This window comes from Streptomyces sp. NPDC058086, from assembly GCF_042885015.1.
Taxonomy (GTDB): Bacteria; Actinomycetota; Actinomycetes; order Streptomycetales; family Streptomycetaceae; genus Streptomyces.
The window spans coordinates 1-15,341 of record NZ_JBHVST010000166.1 but is presented as its reverse complement, the minus strand read 5'-3'; the positions used below and the strand labels follow the sequence as shown (position 1 = coordinate 15,341).

Sequence of the window (15,341 nt, the reverse complement as noted above, 5' to 3'; positions counted from 1 at the left end):
TCACTCGGCCAGACCAGGACCTCGCATCTGGCCCGACTTGACCTGGCCGCATAGAGGCCCGCCCACACCCGGTTTACGGATTTCCCAACGGAGTCGTTCACGCCCGGGAGGAAGCGCTTCTTAACGTTGCTCTGACCCGCGCGGGTGCACGGGTCTGCGCTATTGACCTCAGCCGGGACGTTTCTGGTTCTCGATGTACTCCTTGATGACGGCGAGCGGGGCGCCCCCGCACGAGGCGGCGAAGTAGGACGGCGACCAGAAGTGCTCACCCCACAGGTACTTGCGGATGTGGCCGGGGAACTCCTGCCGCAGGCGCCGGGCGGAGACACCCTTGAGGGAGCCTACGAGTCGGGAGATGGCGACCTTGGGCGGGTAGTGCACGAGCAGGTGGACGTGATCGCGTTCGCCGTTGAACTCCCGCAGCTCCGCGCCGAAGTCGGTGCACACGTCGCGCATGACCTCTTCGCAGCGCCGAAGGATCTCGTCGGTGAATGGTCCGTGCCGATACTTGGGGGTGAAGACCAAGTGTGCGTGGAGGGTGTAGACGACGCTACGGCCCCTACGGATATCGGGGTTTGGCTCCCAGCGTGGTGACATGGATCAATGTTTCGATCACTCCCATGAAGATCGTGACGCAGGTCAAACTCGTGCCGGATGCCGTGCAGGCATCCGTGCTTGAGCGCACCCTGCGCACGGTCAATGACGCCGCGAACTGGGTGTCGGAGGTGGCGTTCGAGCACGGCGTGCCGCGTGAGTACGAGCTGCGCAAGCACACCTACGCCAAACTCAAAGCCCGTGGGCTGGGAGCGCAGGCCGCGCAACACGTCATCAAGAAGGTGCGCGACTCGTACACCACGCTCAAGGCCAACATCCGTGCCGGGAACCTCGGCAAGGAAGGCTCTAAGCGTCGCCGCAAGGCCGAGTCCAAGCCGATCACGTTCCGGCCTCAGGCCGCGCAGCCGTATGACGACCGGTGTTTGAGCTGGCAGTACGACCAGCAGACCGTGTCCATCTGGACCGTGGACGGCCGGGCCAAGAACGTCTCATTCGTGTGCTCCCCGGACGCGCTCAAGATGCTCCAGGCGCACCGGCAGGGCGAATCCGACCTGATCGAGCGCGACGGCGTGTTCTACCTCGTCGCCACCTGTGACGTGCCCGAGGCCGAGCAGTACGAGCCGGACGGCTTCATCGGCGTGGACCTCGGGATCGAGAACATCGCCACCGCCTCCACCGGCTACCTCGCCGCCGGGCGGGGGCTCAACCGGTACCGCAAGCGACAGCTCGCCCTGCGTGCCAAGCTCCAGAAGAAGCGCACCAAGAGCGCCAAGCGGCGGCTCAAGGCCCGTGCCCGCAAGGAAGCGCGGCACGCCGCGAACACCAACCACATCATCTCCAAGACGATCGTGACCGAGGCTGAACGCACCGGACGCGGCCTGTCCCTCGAAGAACTCAAGGGCATCCGCAACCGGGTACGGCTCCTCAAGCCCCAACGGGTCGCACTCCACTCTTGGGCATTCGCCCAGCTCGGAGACTTCATCGTCTACAAGGCCAAGCGGGCCGGGGTGCCCCTGGTCTTCGTTGATCCCGCGTACACGTCGCAGACGTGCGCCGAGTGCGGCCACGTCGACAAGCGAAACCGTCTCGACCAGGAGCTTTTCATCTGCCGGGGGTGCGGGGTCGTTGCCCACGCCGACCGGAATGCTTCCCACAACATCGCCACCCGTGGCGAGAGCGTGTGGAATGCGGGGCGTGAGTCACGCATCCCTGCCACCCCATAGGGGGTCTGAACGGAGGAGACCACCCAGCAGCCAGTTGGGCTCTACCTCCAAGCCCGGTCCTTCAGGACCGGGTCAAGTTGACGCGCTGGAGGTCAGTCTCGCTGGCCCCAGTCCAGGCGGTCGGCCAGACCGGCGGCGGTGAAGGCGGCTGCCAGTTCGTCGTGGCCTTCGGTGAAGTGGGCCCAGCTGTCGTAGTGGACGGGGACCACGCGGCGGGCGTCGAGGAGTTGGGCGGCCTCGGCGGCCTGGGCGCTGTTGAGGACGATCAGCTGGTTGTCGAAAAGTGCGGGGAAGCGGGGGGCGCCGGCGAAGAGGAGGGCGGTGTCGATGGGGGCGAAGCGCTCGGCGATCTCCTTGACCGCGTCGAGGGAGGCGTTGTCGCCGCTGACGTAGACGGTCGGCAGGCCCTCTCCGGTCAGGATGAAGCCGACGACCTGGCCGGTGATCGGCTCGACCTCCTCACGCGGGCCGGGGCCGTGGACGGCGGGGACGCCGGTCACGGTGATCGTGCCGCCATCGGGGCGGTTCAGCTCGATGGACTCCCAGTCGGCCAGGCCCTTGGCCTTCTCCTCCAGGCGCTGTCCGCCGCCGGGGGTGGTGAGGGTGAGCGGGACGTCGGCGAGCAGGGCCCGGCCGGAGGTGTCGAGGTTGTCGGGGTGCTCGTCGTGCGAGAGCAGGACCACGTCGATGGGGCCGAGGTCGGCGGGGGTGCCGCTGGAGAGGGCGGTCTTGGTCAGGAACCGGCCGTCGGGACGGGCGTAGTCGCCCGGGGCGTCGAAGGTCGGATCGGTCAGGAAGCGCAGGCCGCCGTACTCGAAGAGGGCGGTCGGGCCGCCGAAGACGCGGACAGGGAAGGGGCTGGTCGTTGCGGGGAGAGAAGACACCAAGCGCCTCACGGATAGATATCGTTGAACCGTGAGACGACCGTAGCCGCTTCTCACGGATGCATGCAAGCCGTACCATGAGGAACATGAAGGAGTCCGTGATCGAACAGCCCAGCCTGCCGCCCGCACAGGGCGAGCAAGAGCACCTCTCTCTCGCCCTTGCCAACAGCGCGATCGCGCTGGCCGGCGGGCACACGGTCGATCTTCTGGGCACTCCCGCGCAGGCGAACCACTGGCTGACGGAACGCGGTCTCGCTCCGGTCGACGCCGGCATGCGGGAGATATGCGCGACACAGCTGCGCTCGCTGCGCGAACAGATCAGGTCGCTGTTCGCCTCCCGCGCCGAAGGGCTGCCCGCCCTCCCCGCCGCGGTCAGGGCCATCAACGACGCGATGACCCGCGTCCCCACCGCCCCGCTGTTGCAGTGGGACGCCAAGACCGGCCCCTACCGCGCCACCCCCCACCCCACCACCGCGATCGTGGACCACGCCCTGGCCACTCTCGCCGCTGATGCCTCCAACCTGCTCACGGGCCCCGACGCGGACCGCCTCACCGCCTGCGGCTCTGCACCCTGCAACCGCTACCTGCTCCGCCACGGCCGCCGTCACTGGTGCTCAACCCGCTGCGGCGACCGCGCTCGAGCCGCCCGCGCCTACGCCCGCCGCACCACCTCCCAATGACGCTCAGCCACCCAGTGACCACCAGCGCTGAACCGAACAACGCCCAGGCCCACTGCGGTTCAAAGTGCTGGATATCTGCTGTCCGATCTCGCGAACGAAGCCAGCCCCACGAATGGCGGTGGCGGCAGAGCGCAAGCTTTCCGGCATGAGCGCTTCACGCTCGAAGGGAGTGCGGGCCGCTTCCGGCTGAGCCGGCCTTTCCATCCAGGATCGCGCCCTGCGCTGCTCGCTGGGAGTCAGTCCGTTCCCGGCGCGGTCTACCGCTTCGGTCAGCTCTCGAACCAATTCCGGGATTTCGGCGTCGGTAAGCGGAACCGGCTGAGTGAGGCGGTCCAGGATGTTCCGCGCCTGGCGGATTGCTGTACGTCGGCGTCAACTTCCCCGCCCGCATGTTCGAGAGGCTGACTCAGCTCTTCGGGGCCCGTTCTACCGGAGGGGGCATGCGGCTGTAGTGAGGGCCCTTTGCGCTGTAGTGGGCCAGGTGCAGGGTCTCACCGTCGACCTGGAGCTCTGCGGGCGGAGGGCTGGGCACGAAGAGCCCTGCCTGAAGGTGCCCGTCGATGCGAACCAGCTCACGGGGTTGATTCCAGCTGTCTGCCCAACTCTGAGCCCGCTCGCGAGACCACGGGTCTTGGAGGGTTCGCGGCGCAGCGGGATCGTGGTCGTAGCCGTTGAGGGCCCGGACAAGCCTCTCGCTGTAAACGCCCTTGACCCGGAAGTTCTCCAGGACGTCCACACGCACGACCATGTTGACGTACCGGCGAGCGTTACCTCGGTGCCGACCCACGGCCCGCACGCGCCAATGGCCGGGTCCCATTGGACTGGCGGGATCCACAACAACGCCCCTGGCGCAAAGTGCCGCGTGCCGCACTGGACGTCGAGGCCGCCCTCGCCGCGGGCGGTTTCCCACGCGACATCGGCCACCAGGCACCAGCCCAGCAGCCCCTCCGGCATCCCATCTTCGGCAGGTCCAATGTCTGCCACATCGGGATCCTGAGGCATGGAGTGGGCACAAGCAAAACTCTTATCAGGTGAGCCGACCGGAGCTGACCTCATGCAGCTCACTCGCCACAGGAGGTGTCAGCCCCAGTCGAACGTGCGGGCGGGGAAGTCGACGCGGCTGGCGGGGAATTGCGTGACGTTCCACAGGTGACCACTGATGGGCCTCCGTCTCGCCGTCCTCCCCGCGCAAGCGGGGGTGAGCCGAAGACCGTGTCCGACAGGATCCAGGCGGTGCCGTCCTCCCCGCGCAGGCGAGGGTGAGCCGCCGCTGATGGCCTACGTGACGGACCGGATCGCGTCCTCCCCGCGCAGGCGGGGGTGACTGCCTGTTTCCGAACCGTGACGATCGGAATTCCCGGCTCCCTCACCTGCACTGTCGTACACCCCGCCACGACCTGCACACTCGGTGTATACACGCCGCGTATACACGGTGTGTAGAGTGCGGGTCATGTCCATCGGTCACACCCTTTTGGGGCTCCTGGAGTCCGGCCCGCGACACGGCTACGACCTCAAGCGGGCCTTCGACGAGAAGTTCGGTCACGACCGGCCGCTGCACTACGGCCAGGTCTACTCGACGATGTCCCGGCTGCTGAAGAACGGTCTCGTCGAGGTCGACGGGATCGAGGCGGGCGGCGGTCCCGAGCGCAAGCGCTACGCGATCACCGACGCCGGCATCACCGACGTACAGCGGTGGCTGGCGACCCCGGAGAAGCCGGAGGAGTACCTCCAGTCGGCCCTCTACACCAAAGTCGTCCTCGCGCTGCTCACCCACCGGGACGCCGCCGACATCCTGGACACCCAACGCTCTGAGCACCTGCGCAGCATGCGCATCCTGACCGACCGCAAGCGCAAGGGCGATCTGGCGGACCAGCTGATCTGCGACCACGCCCTCTTCCACCTGGAGGCGGACCTGCGCTGGCTGGAGCTGACCGCCGCCCGACTCGACAAACTCCGTGAGGCTGTAGCCCGATGACGACTTCTCCCCCTGGTTCCCTGCTCACCGCGCAGGACCTGCGCAAGACCTATGGGCACACCCACGCCCTCGACGGCGCCGAGTTCTCCATCCACCCCGGCGAAGTCGTCGCCGTCATGGGCCCCTCCGGCTCCGGCAAGTCGACGCTGCTGCACTGCCTCGCGGGCATCCTGCCGCCCGACTCCGGGTCGATCACCTACAACGGCCGCGAGGTGACGACGATGAGCAATGCCCAGCGCAGCGCGTTACGCCGCTCCGAGTTCGGCTTCGTATTCCAGTTCGGGCAGCTCGTGCCGGAACTGACCTGCGTGGAGAACGTCGCCCTGCCGCTCAGGCTGAACGGCACCTCCCGCAAGGAAGCCGAGCGGGCGGCGCTCGGCTGGATGGAACGCCTGGAGGTCGACGACCTGAAGGGCAAGCGGCCCGGCGAGGTCTCCGGCGGCCAGGGCCAGCGCGTCGCCGTGGCCCGCGCGCTGGTCACCGGACCGCGCCTGCTGTTCGCCGACGAACCGACCGGCGCGCTCGACTCCTACAACGGCGAGCGCGTGATGGACCTGCTCACCGACGCGGCCCGCTCCACCAACGCCGCCGTCGTCCTCGTCACCCACGAGACACGCGTGGCCGCCTACTCCGACCGCGAGATCGTCGTCCGCGACGGCAAGTCCCGCGACATGGAGCGCGCCGTATGAGTCCTCGCCAGTGGGCCAGAGACCTGGCCATGGGAGCCCGCTTCGCCGTCACCGGCGGCCGCGAGGGCTGGGTCCGGATGACGCTGACCGCGGTCGGTGTCGGCCTCGGCGTGGCACTGCTCCTGCTGTGCACCGCCCTGCCCAACGTCTTCGCCGCCCGCACCCGGGTGGAGGACGCCCGCTATGCCAACGTGTACTCCCAGAAAGTCCCGTCCAAGGCCGACAACACCTTCCTGATCGCCCAAGCCGACACCACCTGGCACGACGACGACATCCTGGGCCGGTTCGTCGAACCCGAGGGCAAACGGGCGCCGCTGCCCCCGGGAGTCGACGCTTTCCCGGGCAAGGGCGAGATGGTGGTCTCCCCCGCGCTCAAGGACCTGCTGGACTCGGACGACGCGAAACTGCTGCGGGAGCGCCTGCCGTACAAGATCACCGGCACGATCGGCGAGAGCGGACTCATCGGCTCCCACGAACTGGCCTACTACGCGGGTGCTTCGGGGCTGAAACTCACGGGCTTCTCCCCGGTGCACCGGCTGGCCGAGTATGGCAAACCGGACGCGACACCCGAGAAGACCGACCCGGTGCTGCTGCTCATGGTCCTGGTCGTGTTCGTGGTGCTGCTGACCCCGGTCGCCGTGTTCATCGCCGCCGCCGTCCGCTTCGGCGGCGAGCGCCGCGACCGCCGACTGGCCGCGCTGCGCCTGGTCGGCTCGGACAGCCACATGACCCGGCGGATCGCGGCGGGCGAAGCACTCGCCGGAGCCCTGCTCGGCCTGGTCATCGGCACCGGCTTCTTCCTCCTCGGCCGTCAGACGCTGGGCTCCACCGAGGTGCTGGGCGTGAGCGTCTGGCCCAGCTACCTCGATCCCTCCCCCGTGCTCGCCGCGCTGGTCGCGGTGGCGATCCCGGCCGCCGCCGTACTCGTCACGCTGCTCGCGATGCGCGGCGTGGTGGTGGAACCGCTTGGCGTCGTGCGCACGGCCAAGCAGCGCCGCCGCCGGCTGTGGTGGCGGCTGCTGCCGCCGCTGGCCGGCCTCGCGATGCTCTACCCGATGATCGGCAAGGGCCGCAAGAACGGCGACTTCAACCAGTACCTCGTCATCAGCGGCGTGCTGCTGCTGCTGATCGGCATCACCGCGCTGCTCCCCTGGGTCGTGGAGGCGGTCGTCGTCCGCCTCGGCAAGGGCGCGCTGTCCTGGCAGCTCGCGGTACGGCGGCTGCAGCTGAGCAGCGGAACCGCCGCACGCATGGTCAACGGCATCGCCGTCGCCGTGGCCGGAGCCATCGCCCTGCAGATGCTGTTCACGGGAACGCAGAGCCAGTACACCAAGGCCACCGGCAAGGACCCCGGCCGGGTCCAGATGCAGGTCGACTTCAGCGACCGCAAGCCGCTGTCCGGCATCGAGCGCGAATTCACCGGCACCAAGGGGGTACGGGCCGCAGTGGCCCCGGCCATCTCGCAGTACGGGGACGCACGTCGCAACCCGAAGAACAGCAACGGCCTCACCGTGGGTAACTGCACCGCCCTGCGCGAACTCGCCACGCTTCCCTCCTGCAAGGACGGCGACGTGTTCATCACGCGAACGAGGAGCCACTACACCTCCCCCAGCAACGCCGACGAAATCGCCGTGGTGAAGCCCGGTCGGCAGCTCTACATCGACCCGTCGTACGACGGCGCCGAACGCGGCCTCGAGGTGCCCTGGACCGTTCCGGCGAACGTGCGGGTGGTGGACGCGCGCAAGGACTCACTGCAGGACGCCAACGGTCTGCTGGTCACCCCCGCCGCCCTGCCCGCCGAGGCCGCGCCCGCAGTGTTCTCGGACGGTGTCTACCTGCGTCTGGACCCGTCGGTGCCGGACTCACGGGAGTACATACGCAACGTCGTCGCCCGGATCGACCCCCTGGCACGCACCTACAGCTGGTCGGCGACCCAGGAGGACGCCAAATACGCCTCCATCCGCACCGGCCTGTTCGTCGGCTCCGCCTTCGTGCTGGCACTGATCGGCGCGAGTCTGCTGGTCTCCCAGCTGGAACAGCTGCGCGAGCGCAGGAAGCTGCTCTCCGCACTGGTCGCCTTCGGCACCCGGCGCCGCACGCTGAGCCTGTCGGTGCTGTGGCAAACGGCCCTCCCGGTCGGGCTCGGCCTCGTGCTGGCCACAACGGTGGGTATCACCCTCGGCTCGGTGCTGCTGAAGATGACCCGTACACCGGTGGCCATGGACTGGGCGAGTGTCCTGACCATGACCGGCGTGGGCGCGGCCGTGGTCGGCGTGGTCACGCTGCTCAGCCTGCCGCCGCTGCTGCGGATGATGCGCCCGGAAGGCCTGCGCACGGAATAACCCCTCACACATCCCCCGAAGTGGGCTCCTCCTGCCAGGAGGAGCCCACTCCTGCACGCAGGCAAGCCCGGTCGGCATCAGCACAGTCACCGTCAGGGCAACCTCGGCGCACAGCAGGATCCGCAGTCGAGGCGAGCACGCCATCAGACGGCGTCGGCCGGGAGCCTGCCGACAGCGACCAGGCAGAGCTCTGCAGCCGAACGGCTCGCTGCGTCACCTAGAGCAGGCATCGAGCATCGCCGACAGCGTCGAGCAGCCCGGCCGGCTCAGGCGGCGATTCGGGCCGCGCCAAAGCCTGTCGTCGACCGTGACAGTCCCGGTCGGCTTCGCGGAATCCGGTGCCGAGCGTCGCCGGGTCCTCCCCGCGCAGGCAGGGGTGAGCCGGACGCGTTCGGCAACCCGCTCATCGTGGGCGGGGAACCGACGGAATGCGCTGGCCAGGCACGACATCAGGACCCCTGAAGATCGTTTCCCACGACGTCACTGATCATCGCCCGTCGCGCGCAGCGCCTGGGCACGGTCGTCATCCCGGCGCACCAGAGCACGGACCTGGAGGCCCCGGCGCCGAAGACCTTCGACCACGGTCCTGCCGACGGCCCCGACGCTGCCCGTAGCACCGGTCACCAGAATGGGCCGCACACCTGCTTCCGGGCTGTAGTCCATGGGGGCAGCCTGCGGCCCGCACGACCCGGGCGCAACCGGGGTGACGTCCAGCCCCGGACCACCCCAGGGAACATTGCTCCTGAGACGATCGGATCCTCGCGGGCAGAGATCCGGGTGAGTCCGTCCACGGCGATCGCCGACATGCTGCTGCCGGCGAAGAGATCGGCATGCGTCCAAGGCCTGGCCCGCTCGCCCGCCCCGCCGCCGCTCCCGGGCACGCGGGGCAATGAGCCCGACGCATCCGCGGCAGGCGCCGCAACCAGCGGCTTGGAGCGCAGCTCACACAGTGACGCCAGAGATATCACCCAAATACAATTCATCTAACTATGTCCGCTATTGCTCGCAAAAGAGAGGTACGACCATGGATGGTATTGCCGACATGGGAGGAGCCCCAGGCTGGGGCTCCATGCATCCGCCGAGACGGGATGAACCTGTTTTCGCAGAGCCCTGGGAGAGCCGGGCATTCGCGCTCGCGATCCTCTCGAACCGGGTGTCCGGGGGAAACCTGGACTCCTTCCGGCACGCGCTGGAGCGCCTGGACCGAGCGCACTACATCAACGACGGCTACTACGGGCGCTGGCTCAACGCCGGAGAGCTGAGACTCCTCGACAGCGCCATCTTGGCACCTGGTGCGGTCGACGCCCGCGCCCGCAACCTCCGCGGCGAGCACATGGAGGAGCCCCCGATCCCGGAGCCGACCAAGCCCGACTACGCGCCGACCGCCGAGGGCACGCTGCGCTCCCTCGACACCGCGCCCGCCTTCGCCGTCGGCGAGCGCGTACGCGCCAAGGACATGTCGCCGTCCGGACACACCAGACTCCCGCGCTATGTGCGAGGGCATGCCGGCGTTGTCGACATCATTCAGCCCGCCGGCGTACTGCCGGACACCAACGCGCACTTCCTGGGCGAGAACCCGCAGTACGTCTACTCGGTGCGCTTCGACTCACATGACTTGTGGGGCACCGACGCCGAGCCATTCGAGCTCACCATAGAACTGTTCGAGAGCTACCTGGAGACCACCTCATGACCACCACCGCCGGATCGGCCGAGCACCTTCCCCCGGCCTTGCGCACCGAGGCGCTCGAGCAGTTGCTCACCGAGCGGGGCCTGATCGACCCGAAGGCGATAAACGGGCTCATCACCACCTATGAGACCAACATCGGACCGCTCAACGGCGCGAAGGTCGTCGCCAGGGCCTGGACGGACCCCGAGTACCGTCGCCGACTGCTCGAGGACGGCACGGCCGCCATCAAGGAACTGGGCTTCGGAGGGTTCCAGGGCGAGCACATCGTCGTGGTGGAGAACACCTCCACCACGCACAACGTGGTGGTCTGCACGCTGTGCTCGTGCTACCCCTGGCCGGTGCTCGGCCTGCCGCCGAGCTGGTACAAGGATCCCGCCTACCGCGCCCGGGTGGTGAAGGAACCGCGCGCGGTGCTGTCCGAGATGGGACTCGAGCTGGCCGACGATGTACGGATCACCGTCCGCGACTCCACCAGCGAAGTGCGCTGGCTGGTGCTGCCCGAGCGGCCGTCCGGCACCGAGCATCTGACCGAGGAAGAACTCGTGCCTCTGGTGACGAGGGACGCCATGGTCGGCGTGGCCAAGGTGGCGGCACCATGAGCGCACCTCTGGACATCGAGGGCCCCGCCGCACCGCCCCGCGCCAACGGCGAGCTGGTGTTCGCCGAGCCGTGGGAAAGCCGCGCCTTCGGGATGGCCGTCACCCTGTACGACGCGGGAGCGTTCACCTGGCCGGAATTCCAGGCCGCACTGATCGCCCGGATCGCCGCCTGGGAAGCCTCGGCGGAGCGGGACGAACCGTACAACTACTACAGGCTCTGGCTGGCCGCCCTGGAGGATGTGCTCACGGGCTTGTGCGCCGTGTCCACGGACGAGGTCACCACACGCGCCCAAGCCCTGGCCCAACGCCCCCCGGGCCACGACCACCGTGACCACTCCGACCTCCACGACCACCCGCACTGACCGCAGTGCACTCCCGGTGTTCTCCCCGAGATGCAGCTCGCCACCAATTTCCTCGGGCACTTCGTCCTGGCCGGCGCGCTGCACGGTTCGCTGCGCAAGGCAGGCTCGGCCCGCATCGTGGTCGTAGCTCCGGCGCCCACCGCTGGACATCCTTCGACTTCGACGACCCACACTTCGAGCGGCGACCCCACGACCCGTGGTCGGCCTACGGGCAGTCCAAGACCGCCGACGTCCTGTTCGCCGTAGGCGCCCGCCGCTGAGCAGTCGACGGCATCACGGCCAACACGGTCAACCCCGGGTTCATCCTCACCAACCTCCAGCGCCATCCCGACGACGACACCCTGCGTGCGTTCGGCGTGATGGACGAGAACGGGAACCTCACCCCTCTGCCGCACTACAGGACTCCGGCGCAGGGGCCACGACGTCCGTGCTGCTCGCCGCGTCGCCGCTGCTGGATGCCGTGACCGGCCGCTACTTCGAGGACAACCAGGAGGCGCAGGTCATACAGGCGGACGCGGCAGGAGGCGGCGTCGCAACGCTCAGCCGGCCGGCTTCCACCGCCCCGTGCCATCCGAGGTACCTCCGGAAGCCCGTTCGCGTACCGCCGACGCTGCACTTCCTGCTGCACCGGTTGAGCCGGGGTACTGCTGAGCCGGGATCAGGCATCACCCTCCTGCGCGGCGCTGAGTGTGTAGGTGGTTCCGACGCTCGTCTGCACCCATGCGTCCGGGAGAGCCGCGGAGAGGGTGTGCTGGGCGCGCCAGCCGGTGCAGTGACCGGGGACGATCAGCTGGGGTGCGAGTTCAGTGAGCGCGGCCACCGTCGGGCCGATGACCGGCTCGAAGGCGGGGCCGCTCAGGTGGAAGCCGCCGATGAGGGCCAGCAGTTTGCTGACGCCGGTCAGTCTCATGGCGTGGCGGATGATGTTGACCACTCCGGCGTGGCCGCACCCGGTGATGATGACAAGTCCCCGGCCGCGCACGTTGATGACGAGTGCCTGGTCGTCGACGACGGCGGGGTCGTGTCGCCAGCCGTTCCCGTCCCAGGCTTGGTGTGCCTGCGGCATGCCGTGCTCGAACTCGGTGACGCGGTCCACCTCGCCGGTGATCAGGATGCCGCCGGCCAGCAGCGACGGCTGCCGCCGTTCGATTACCTCGAACCCTTCGCGTGCCAGGGCAGCCCGTGACAGCGTGGGCATCTCCAGACCCTGGCCGGCGGGTAGTGCCAGGCGGCGGCGGGTCCAGACCGCGGGGTGGACGGTCAGCGGCAGGCCGGAACGCCCGCGCAGCCGGGCCAGGCCGTCGAAGCCGCCCGCGTGGTCGAAGTGTCCGTGGCTGAGTACGACGCCCTGCAGGTCGCCGACATCGATGCCGAGACGCTCGGCGTTCACCGCCAGCCCGTCCGGCGACGCGCCGGTATCGAACAGCAGCGTGCTGCTCGCGTTCCCGCTTTGGACGGTAACCAGGGCGGAGAAACCGTGCTCGGCACGCAGCCCCGCAAGGGCCTCGCCGCCGGCGAACTGCCGCGCGGCGGTCCGCCCGGCACCGATCGACGCCCGGGTGACGCCTTCGGCAGAGACCAGCAGGGCGTCGAAGGTGTTGTCGACCATCGTCGTGACCCTGACTTCGTCGACCTCGGGCAGCGCCACCGGGTCAACAGCCGCTCCCTCCGCGATCCGAGGCGCTGACCACGCCGCCTCGGCCGCCGAGTACCCGTGATCGTCGCACATGCTAGAAAGCGCCTCTCCGCCGATACGACCGGCCGGGGAAGCAGATCCCGGTACAGGCCGCAGGCCCACGGCGGTCACGCCGGCCGGACCGGCCGCAGGCGCCGCGCGGTGTCACGCTTCCACTCGCACGGGCGGTACGACGACGTCGATGAGCCCGGTGGCCACGTCGTACACGAGCCCTGAGACGAAGACTCCGGCCAGTAGCTTCTGCTTGAGGATTTCGACGTCGACGCGGACGGCGGCGACCGGGTCGGTGACCGCCTTGGCGTCCAGGTCTCCGGCCGGAACTTCGAAGTAATCGGCCAGCAGCTCGGGGAACGCTGCCAGGTCCGTGATCCCGCAGTCGATGTGGTGCAGGACCGCATAGTGGACGTCGCCCGGGCGAGGTCCGCCCGCGCGGGCCTGGACGACCTTCGAGAGCATCTCCAGCGTCCGGAGTGTCGCGGGCGTGACCCGCCCTCCGACGTTGCGAATCACCGCTGCCTCGCCAAGCTTGAGCCCGAGCACGTCGGACGGGTCGACACGAGGGTCGACGCATCCGATGACCGTCAGACTGCCACTGGGCATGAGCTTGAGGTTGGCGAATGATCCGCCGTCGGCGAACCCGGCGTTCCGCTTGGCCAGCTCGTCCGTGTCGATCACTGTGACGGTAACCCCTTCTTGCTCTGGGCCTGGACTCCCGGTGACGCCGACGGCGACCTCCAGTTGCCGCCCATCGTGGCCCGCCGCTGCCTCCCATGCCACTCGACCTCCCATGCCACTCGACTTTGCGGCATCCGCGGCATCGCCGCGCAGACGATCCTCCTCGCCTTCCAACTGGCCCACGCCAACCGCCGCAAGATCAGAAAGTGGCTCGACACCCTCGCCCTCGGCGGCGAGCGCCCACGGCGCCGCACCCACCATCGCCGCCAGACCAAAGAGCGGAAGACCTGGACCCCAACGGGGCACCTGACACCAGCGGCGTAGACCGATCCGGTCCCGCGCACCGCAGCACAACAAAGACAGGCCCCGCCCGTGAGATAGCTCATGAGCCGGGGCCCTTCACATGTCCTGACAACGCTGAGCCATGCCTCACAGCCGCCAGCACAACGAGAAGCGGGCCCCCACCTTGACTTCCGTCACCGGCAGAGACCCGTTCCGTCGGTTTCTCTGGGCCCGTCCTCCCCACGCAGGCGGGGGTGAGCCGCTACTGCCCTTGACGTGCGTGGTCACCGCCGGGCGAACGTGGTCCATGACTCGCACTCTGTCGACGCCACCCGCCATTCCCTCCGGCTTCCTCGCTGACTCCCCCCAACCTGCGCTTCCCGCCACCGGGGGTCTGCTGTTACGCCCCTGGGAACCAGCCGACGCACCAGCATTCCTCTCCGCTTACCAGGACCACAAGATCCACCGCTGGCACACGCGGCGGCCCGCCACCGAGACCCAGGTCCGGGAATGGTTCGACGCATACCGCCAGGACTGGGAACGCGAGAAGGGCGGCCACTGGGCGATCACCCGCGACGACGGCCAGGTGCTCGGCCGGATCGCACTGCGCGGCCTGGACTTCGACGACGGCATCGCCGGCGTCGCGTACTGGGTGCTCCCGGCCGCCCGCGGCGCCGGTGTCGCCTCTCGCGCCCTCACGGCGCTCACCGCCTGGGCCCTGGACGAGATCGGCTTCCACCGCCTGCAGCTGGACCACTCGACGCGCAACCATGCCTCCTGCAGGGTCGCCACCAAGTCCGGCTACCTCCTGGAAGGCACCAAGCGCAGCGCCGCCGTCGGCACACGCAGCGCCTCCGCCAGCGACCGGTTCACACCCCGGATGCCCAGGTGAAGGCAGAAACCCTTCAGGCAGGCCGCCGCGGTCTTCAACGCGCTGTGCCCGTACGGGCGTTTGTTCTCCCGCCCCGGCAGCCCGAACGGCCCCGGATAATCCGCCCCCAAAGCCGCCATGTAGTGCCGCAGCTCCTGCAGCGACACCGACCCTGCGTCCAGCCCCGCGAACCGCAGCCACCGCAGATGATCCACCAGCACATACGCGTAGGTACGGTCCGTACCCGCCGCGCAGGTACGCAGGAACCCGTCCGCCTCCGCCACCACCGAGCAGTCCGTGTCCACGACCGTGCAGGAAACCCGCCCGTCCCCACGGACGATCTCCTGCACGCGTAACTCGCCCACCACCAGCCGACCACCCACCCCGCACCGCCCCCTCCGAACCGGGAACCGCCCCGGTGGCGGCACTCCGGGCCCCGAGTCCACACCCCTCCCCCACGTCCCCGGACCACTCCACGCGAACGTCCCACACACCCAGCGACGGTTGGTAAAGTCCGTCACCCTCATACGCCAGAACGTCCCCTCGGGTCGCGTTGGCGGTTGGCATCCTCAGAGGCAGGGGTGGCCCAGAGCACGGTGGTTCATCCACACCACCACATCGCACACCCGCAACGCCCTCGACGTCTCCGGCGCCCCCACGACCTGGCGCAGCGCGGGCAAGTCGATCACGCAACGCCTGACACATTGGCCGCAGGAGGCGTCTTGTGGGCGTGTCAGTGATCTTGTGTAAGTCGCCTGGTTTCATTGGATGCTGAGCCGGTCCTCGAAGAAGAGTGAGAACTGGTTCAGTGCCTCTTTCCA

16 protein-coding genes and 1 pseudogene are annotated in these 15,341 nt (G+C 68.7%); 11 read left to right on the top strand and 6 right to left on the bottom strand.

Annotation, left to right across the window (positions count from 1 at the left end; genetic code table 11):
• Positions 1–168: 168 nt before the first annotated feature.
• Positions 169–597, bottom strand: a complete 429-nt coding sequence (gene tnpA / locus ACFVWD_RS54080; RefSeq protein WP_389606195.1) for an IS200/IS605 family transposase — start codon at positions 595–597, stop codon at positions 169–171.
• Positions 598–620: 23 nt separating this feature from the next.
• Here tnpA and ACFVWD_RS54075 point away from each other — a divergent pair, with 23 nt between their 5' ends.
• A complete protein-coding gene (locus ACFVWD_RS54075; protein ID WP_389606193.1) occupies positions 621–1,778 on the top strand; it encodes an RNA-guided endonuclease InsQ/TnpB family protein in 1,158 nt (385 codons plus the stop codon).
• 92 nt (positions 1,779–1,870) lie between these two features.
• Here the strand turns inward: ACFVWD_RS54075 and ACFVWD_RS54070 are convergent, their stop codons facing one another.
• Positions 1,871–2,662, bottom strand: coding sequence for an MBL fold metallo-hydrolase (locus ACFVWD_RS54070; protein WP_389606191.1), 792 nt, complete (start codon positions 2,660–2,662; stop codon positions 1,871–1,873).
• 86 nt (positions 2,663–2,748) lie between these two features.
• Between ACFVWD_RS54070 and ACFVWD_RS54065 the strand changes: the two genes are divergently transcribed.
• The 4 genes from ACFVWD_RS54065 to ACFVWD_RS54050 all read left to right on the top strand — a co-directional run bounded on the left by ACFVWD_RS54065 (position 2,749) and on the right by ACFVWD_RS54050 (position 8,348).
• Positions 2,749–3,342, top strand: a complete 594-nt coding sequence (locus ACFVWD_RS54065; RefSeq protein ID WP_389606190.1) for a CGNR zinc finger domain-containing protein — start codon at positions 2,749–2,751, stop codon at positions 3,340–3,342.
• Positions 3,343–4,792: 1,450 nt separating this feature from the next.
• Positions 4,793–5,317 (top strand): PadR family transcriptional regulator, encoded by a 525-nt coding sequence (locus ACFVWD_RS54060; protein WP_351317419.1) that lies wholly within the window; start codon positions 4,793–4,795, stop codon positions 5,315–5,317.
• Positions 5,314–6,006: an ABC transporter ATP-binding protein gene (locus tag ACFVWD_RS54055; protein WP_168499917.1), complete on the top strand. Its 693-nt coding sequence runs from the start codon at positions 5,314–5,316 to the stop codon at positions 6,004–6,006. Before ACFVWD_RS54060 ends, ACFVWD_RS54055 begins: the two co-directional genes overlap by 4 nt.
• Positions 6,003–8,348, top strand: coding sequence for an ABC transporter permease (locus ACFVWD_RS54050; protein WP_389606188.1), 2,346 nt, complete (start codon positions 6,003–6,005; stop codon positions 8,346–8,348). Before ACFVWD_RS54055 ends, ACFVWD_RS54050 begins: the two co-directional genes overlap by 4 nt.
• Positions 8,349–8,828: 480 nt before the next feature.
• Here the strand turns inward: ACFVWD_RS54050 and ACFVWD_RS54045 are convergent, their stop codons facing one another.
• On the bottom strand, positions 8,829–9,011 hold the full coding sequence (locus ACFVWD_RS54045; RefSeq protein WP_389606186.1) for an NmrA family NAD(P)-binding protein: 183 nt from the start codon (positions 9,009–9,011) through the stop codon (positions 8,829–8,831).
• A 361-nt stretch (positions 9,012–9,372) separates the two neighbouring features.
• Between ACFVWD_RS54045 and nthB the strand changes: the two genes are divergently transcribed.
• The 4 genes and pseudogenes from nthB to ACFVWD_RS54025 all read left to right on the top strand — a co-directional run.
• Complete coding sequence (nthB, locus tag ACFVWD_RS54040) at positions 9,373–10,038, top strand: nitrile hydratase subunit beta (protein WP_389606184.1); 666 nt, start codon at positions 9,373–9,375, stop codon at positions 10,036–10,038.
• Positions 10,035–10,634: a nitrile hydratase subunit alpha gene (gene nthA / locus ACFVWD_RS54035; RefSeq protein WP_389606182.1), complete on the top strand. Its 600-nt coding sequence runs from the start codon at positions 10,035–10,037 to the stop codon at positions 10,632–10,634. Before nthB ends, nthA begins: the two co-directional genes overlap by 4 nt.
• Entirely contained in the window at positions 10,631–10,996 is a 366-nt protein-coding gene (locus tag ACFVWD_RS54030; RefSeq protein ID WP_389606180.1) for a nitrile hydratase accessory protein, read from the top strand. Before nthA ends, ACFVWD_RS54030 begins: the two co-directional genes overlap by 4 nt.
• Positions 10,997–11,023: 27 nt before the next feature.
• Positions 11,024–11,501, top strand: a pseudogene (locus ACFVWD_RS54025) (oxidoreductase); the annotation flags it as partial.
• A gap of 153 nt (positions 11,502–11,654) precedes the next feature.
• Here ACFVWD_RS54025 and ACFVWD_RS54020 read toward each other — a convergent pair.
• Together ACFVWD_RS54020 and ACFVWD_RS54015 are read right to left on the bottom strand one after the other, a co-directional pair.
• Complete coding sequence (locus ACFVWD_RS54020) at positions 11,655–12,725, bottom strand: MBL fold metallo-hydrolase (protein WP_389606178.1); 1,071 nt, start codon at positions 12,723–12,725, stop codon at positions 11,655–11,657.
• Positions 12,726–12,836: 111 nt separating this feature from the next.
• A complete protein-coding gene (locus ACFVWD_RS54015; protein WP_389606176.1) occupies positions 12,837–13,367 on the bottom strand; it encodes a carbonic anhydrase in 531 nt (176 codons plus the stop codon).
• 18 nt (positions 13,368–13,385) lie between these two features.
• Between ACFVWD_RS54015 and ACFVWD_RS54010 the strand changes: the two genes are divergently transcribed.
• Together ACFVWD_RS54010 and ACFVWD_RS54005 are read left to right on the top strand one after the other, a co-directional pair.
• The gene (locus ACFVWD_RS54010; RefSeq protein WP_389606174.1) at positions 13,386–13,691 is read left to right on the top strand and encodes a hypothetical protein; all 306 of its coding nucleotides are present in this window, start codon (positions 13,386–13,388) and stop codon (positions 13,689–13,691) included.
• A 265-nt stretch (positions 13,692–13,956) separates the two neighbouring features.
• Positions 13,957–14,541 carry a GNAT family N-acetyltransferase gene (locus ACFVWD_RS54005; RefSeq protein ID WP_389606172.1) on the top strand — a complete coding sequence of 195 codons (585 nt, stop codon included), beginning with the start codon at positions 13,957–13,959 and terminating at the stop codon, positions 14,539–14,541.
• Here ACFVWD_RS54005 and ACFVWD_RS54000 read toward each other — a convergent pair.
• Positions 14,451–14,903: a hypothetical protein gene (locus ACFVWD_RS54000; RefSeq protein WP_389606170.1), complete on the bottom strand. Its 453-nt coding sequence runs from the start codon at positions 14,901–14,903 to the stop codon at positions 14,451–14,453. The genes ACFVWD_RS54005 and ACFVWD_RS54000 overlap by 91 nt on opposite strands.
• Between the last annotated feature and the right edge of the window lie 438 nt (positions 14,904–15,341).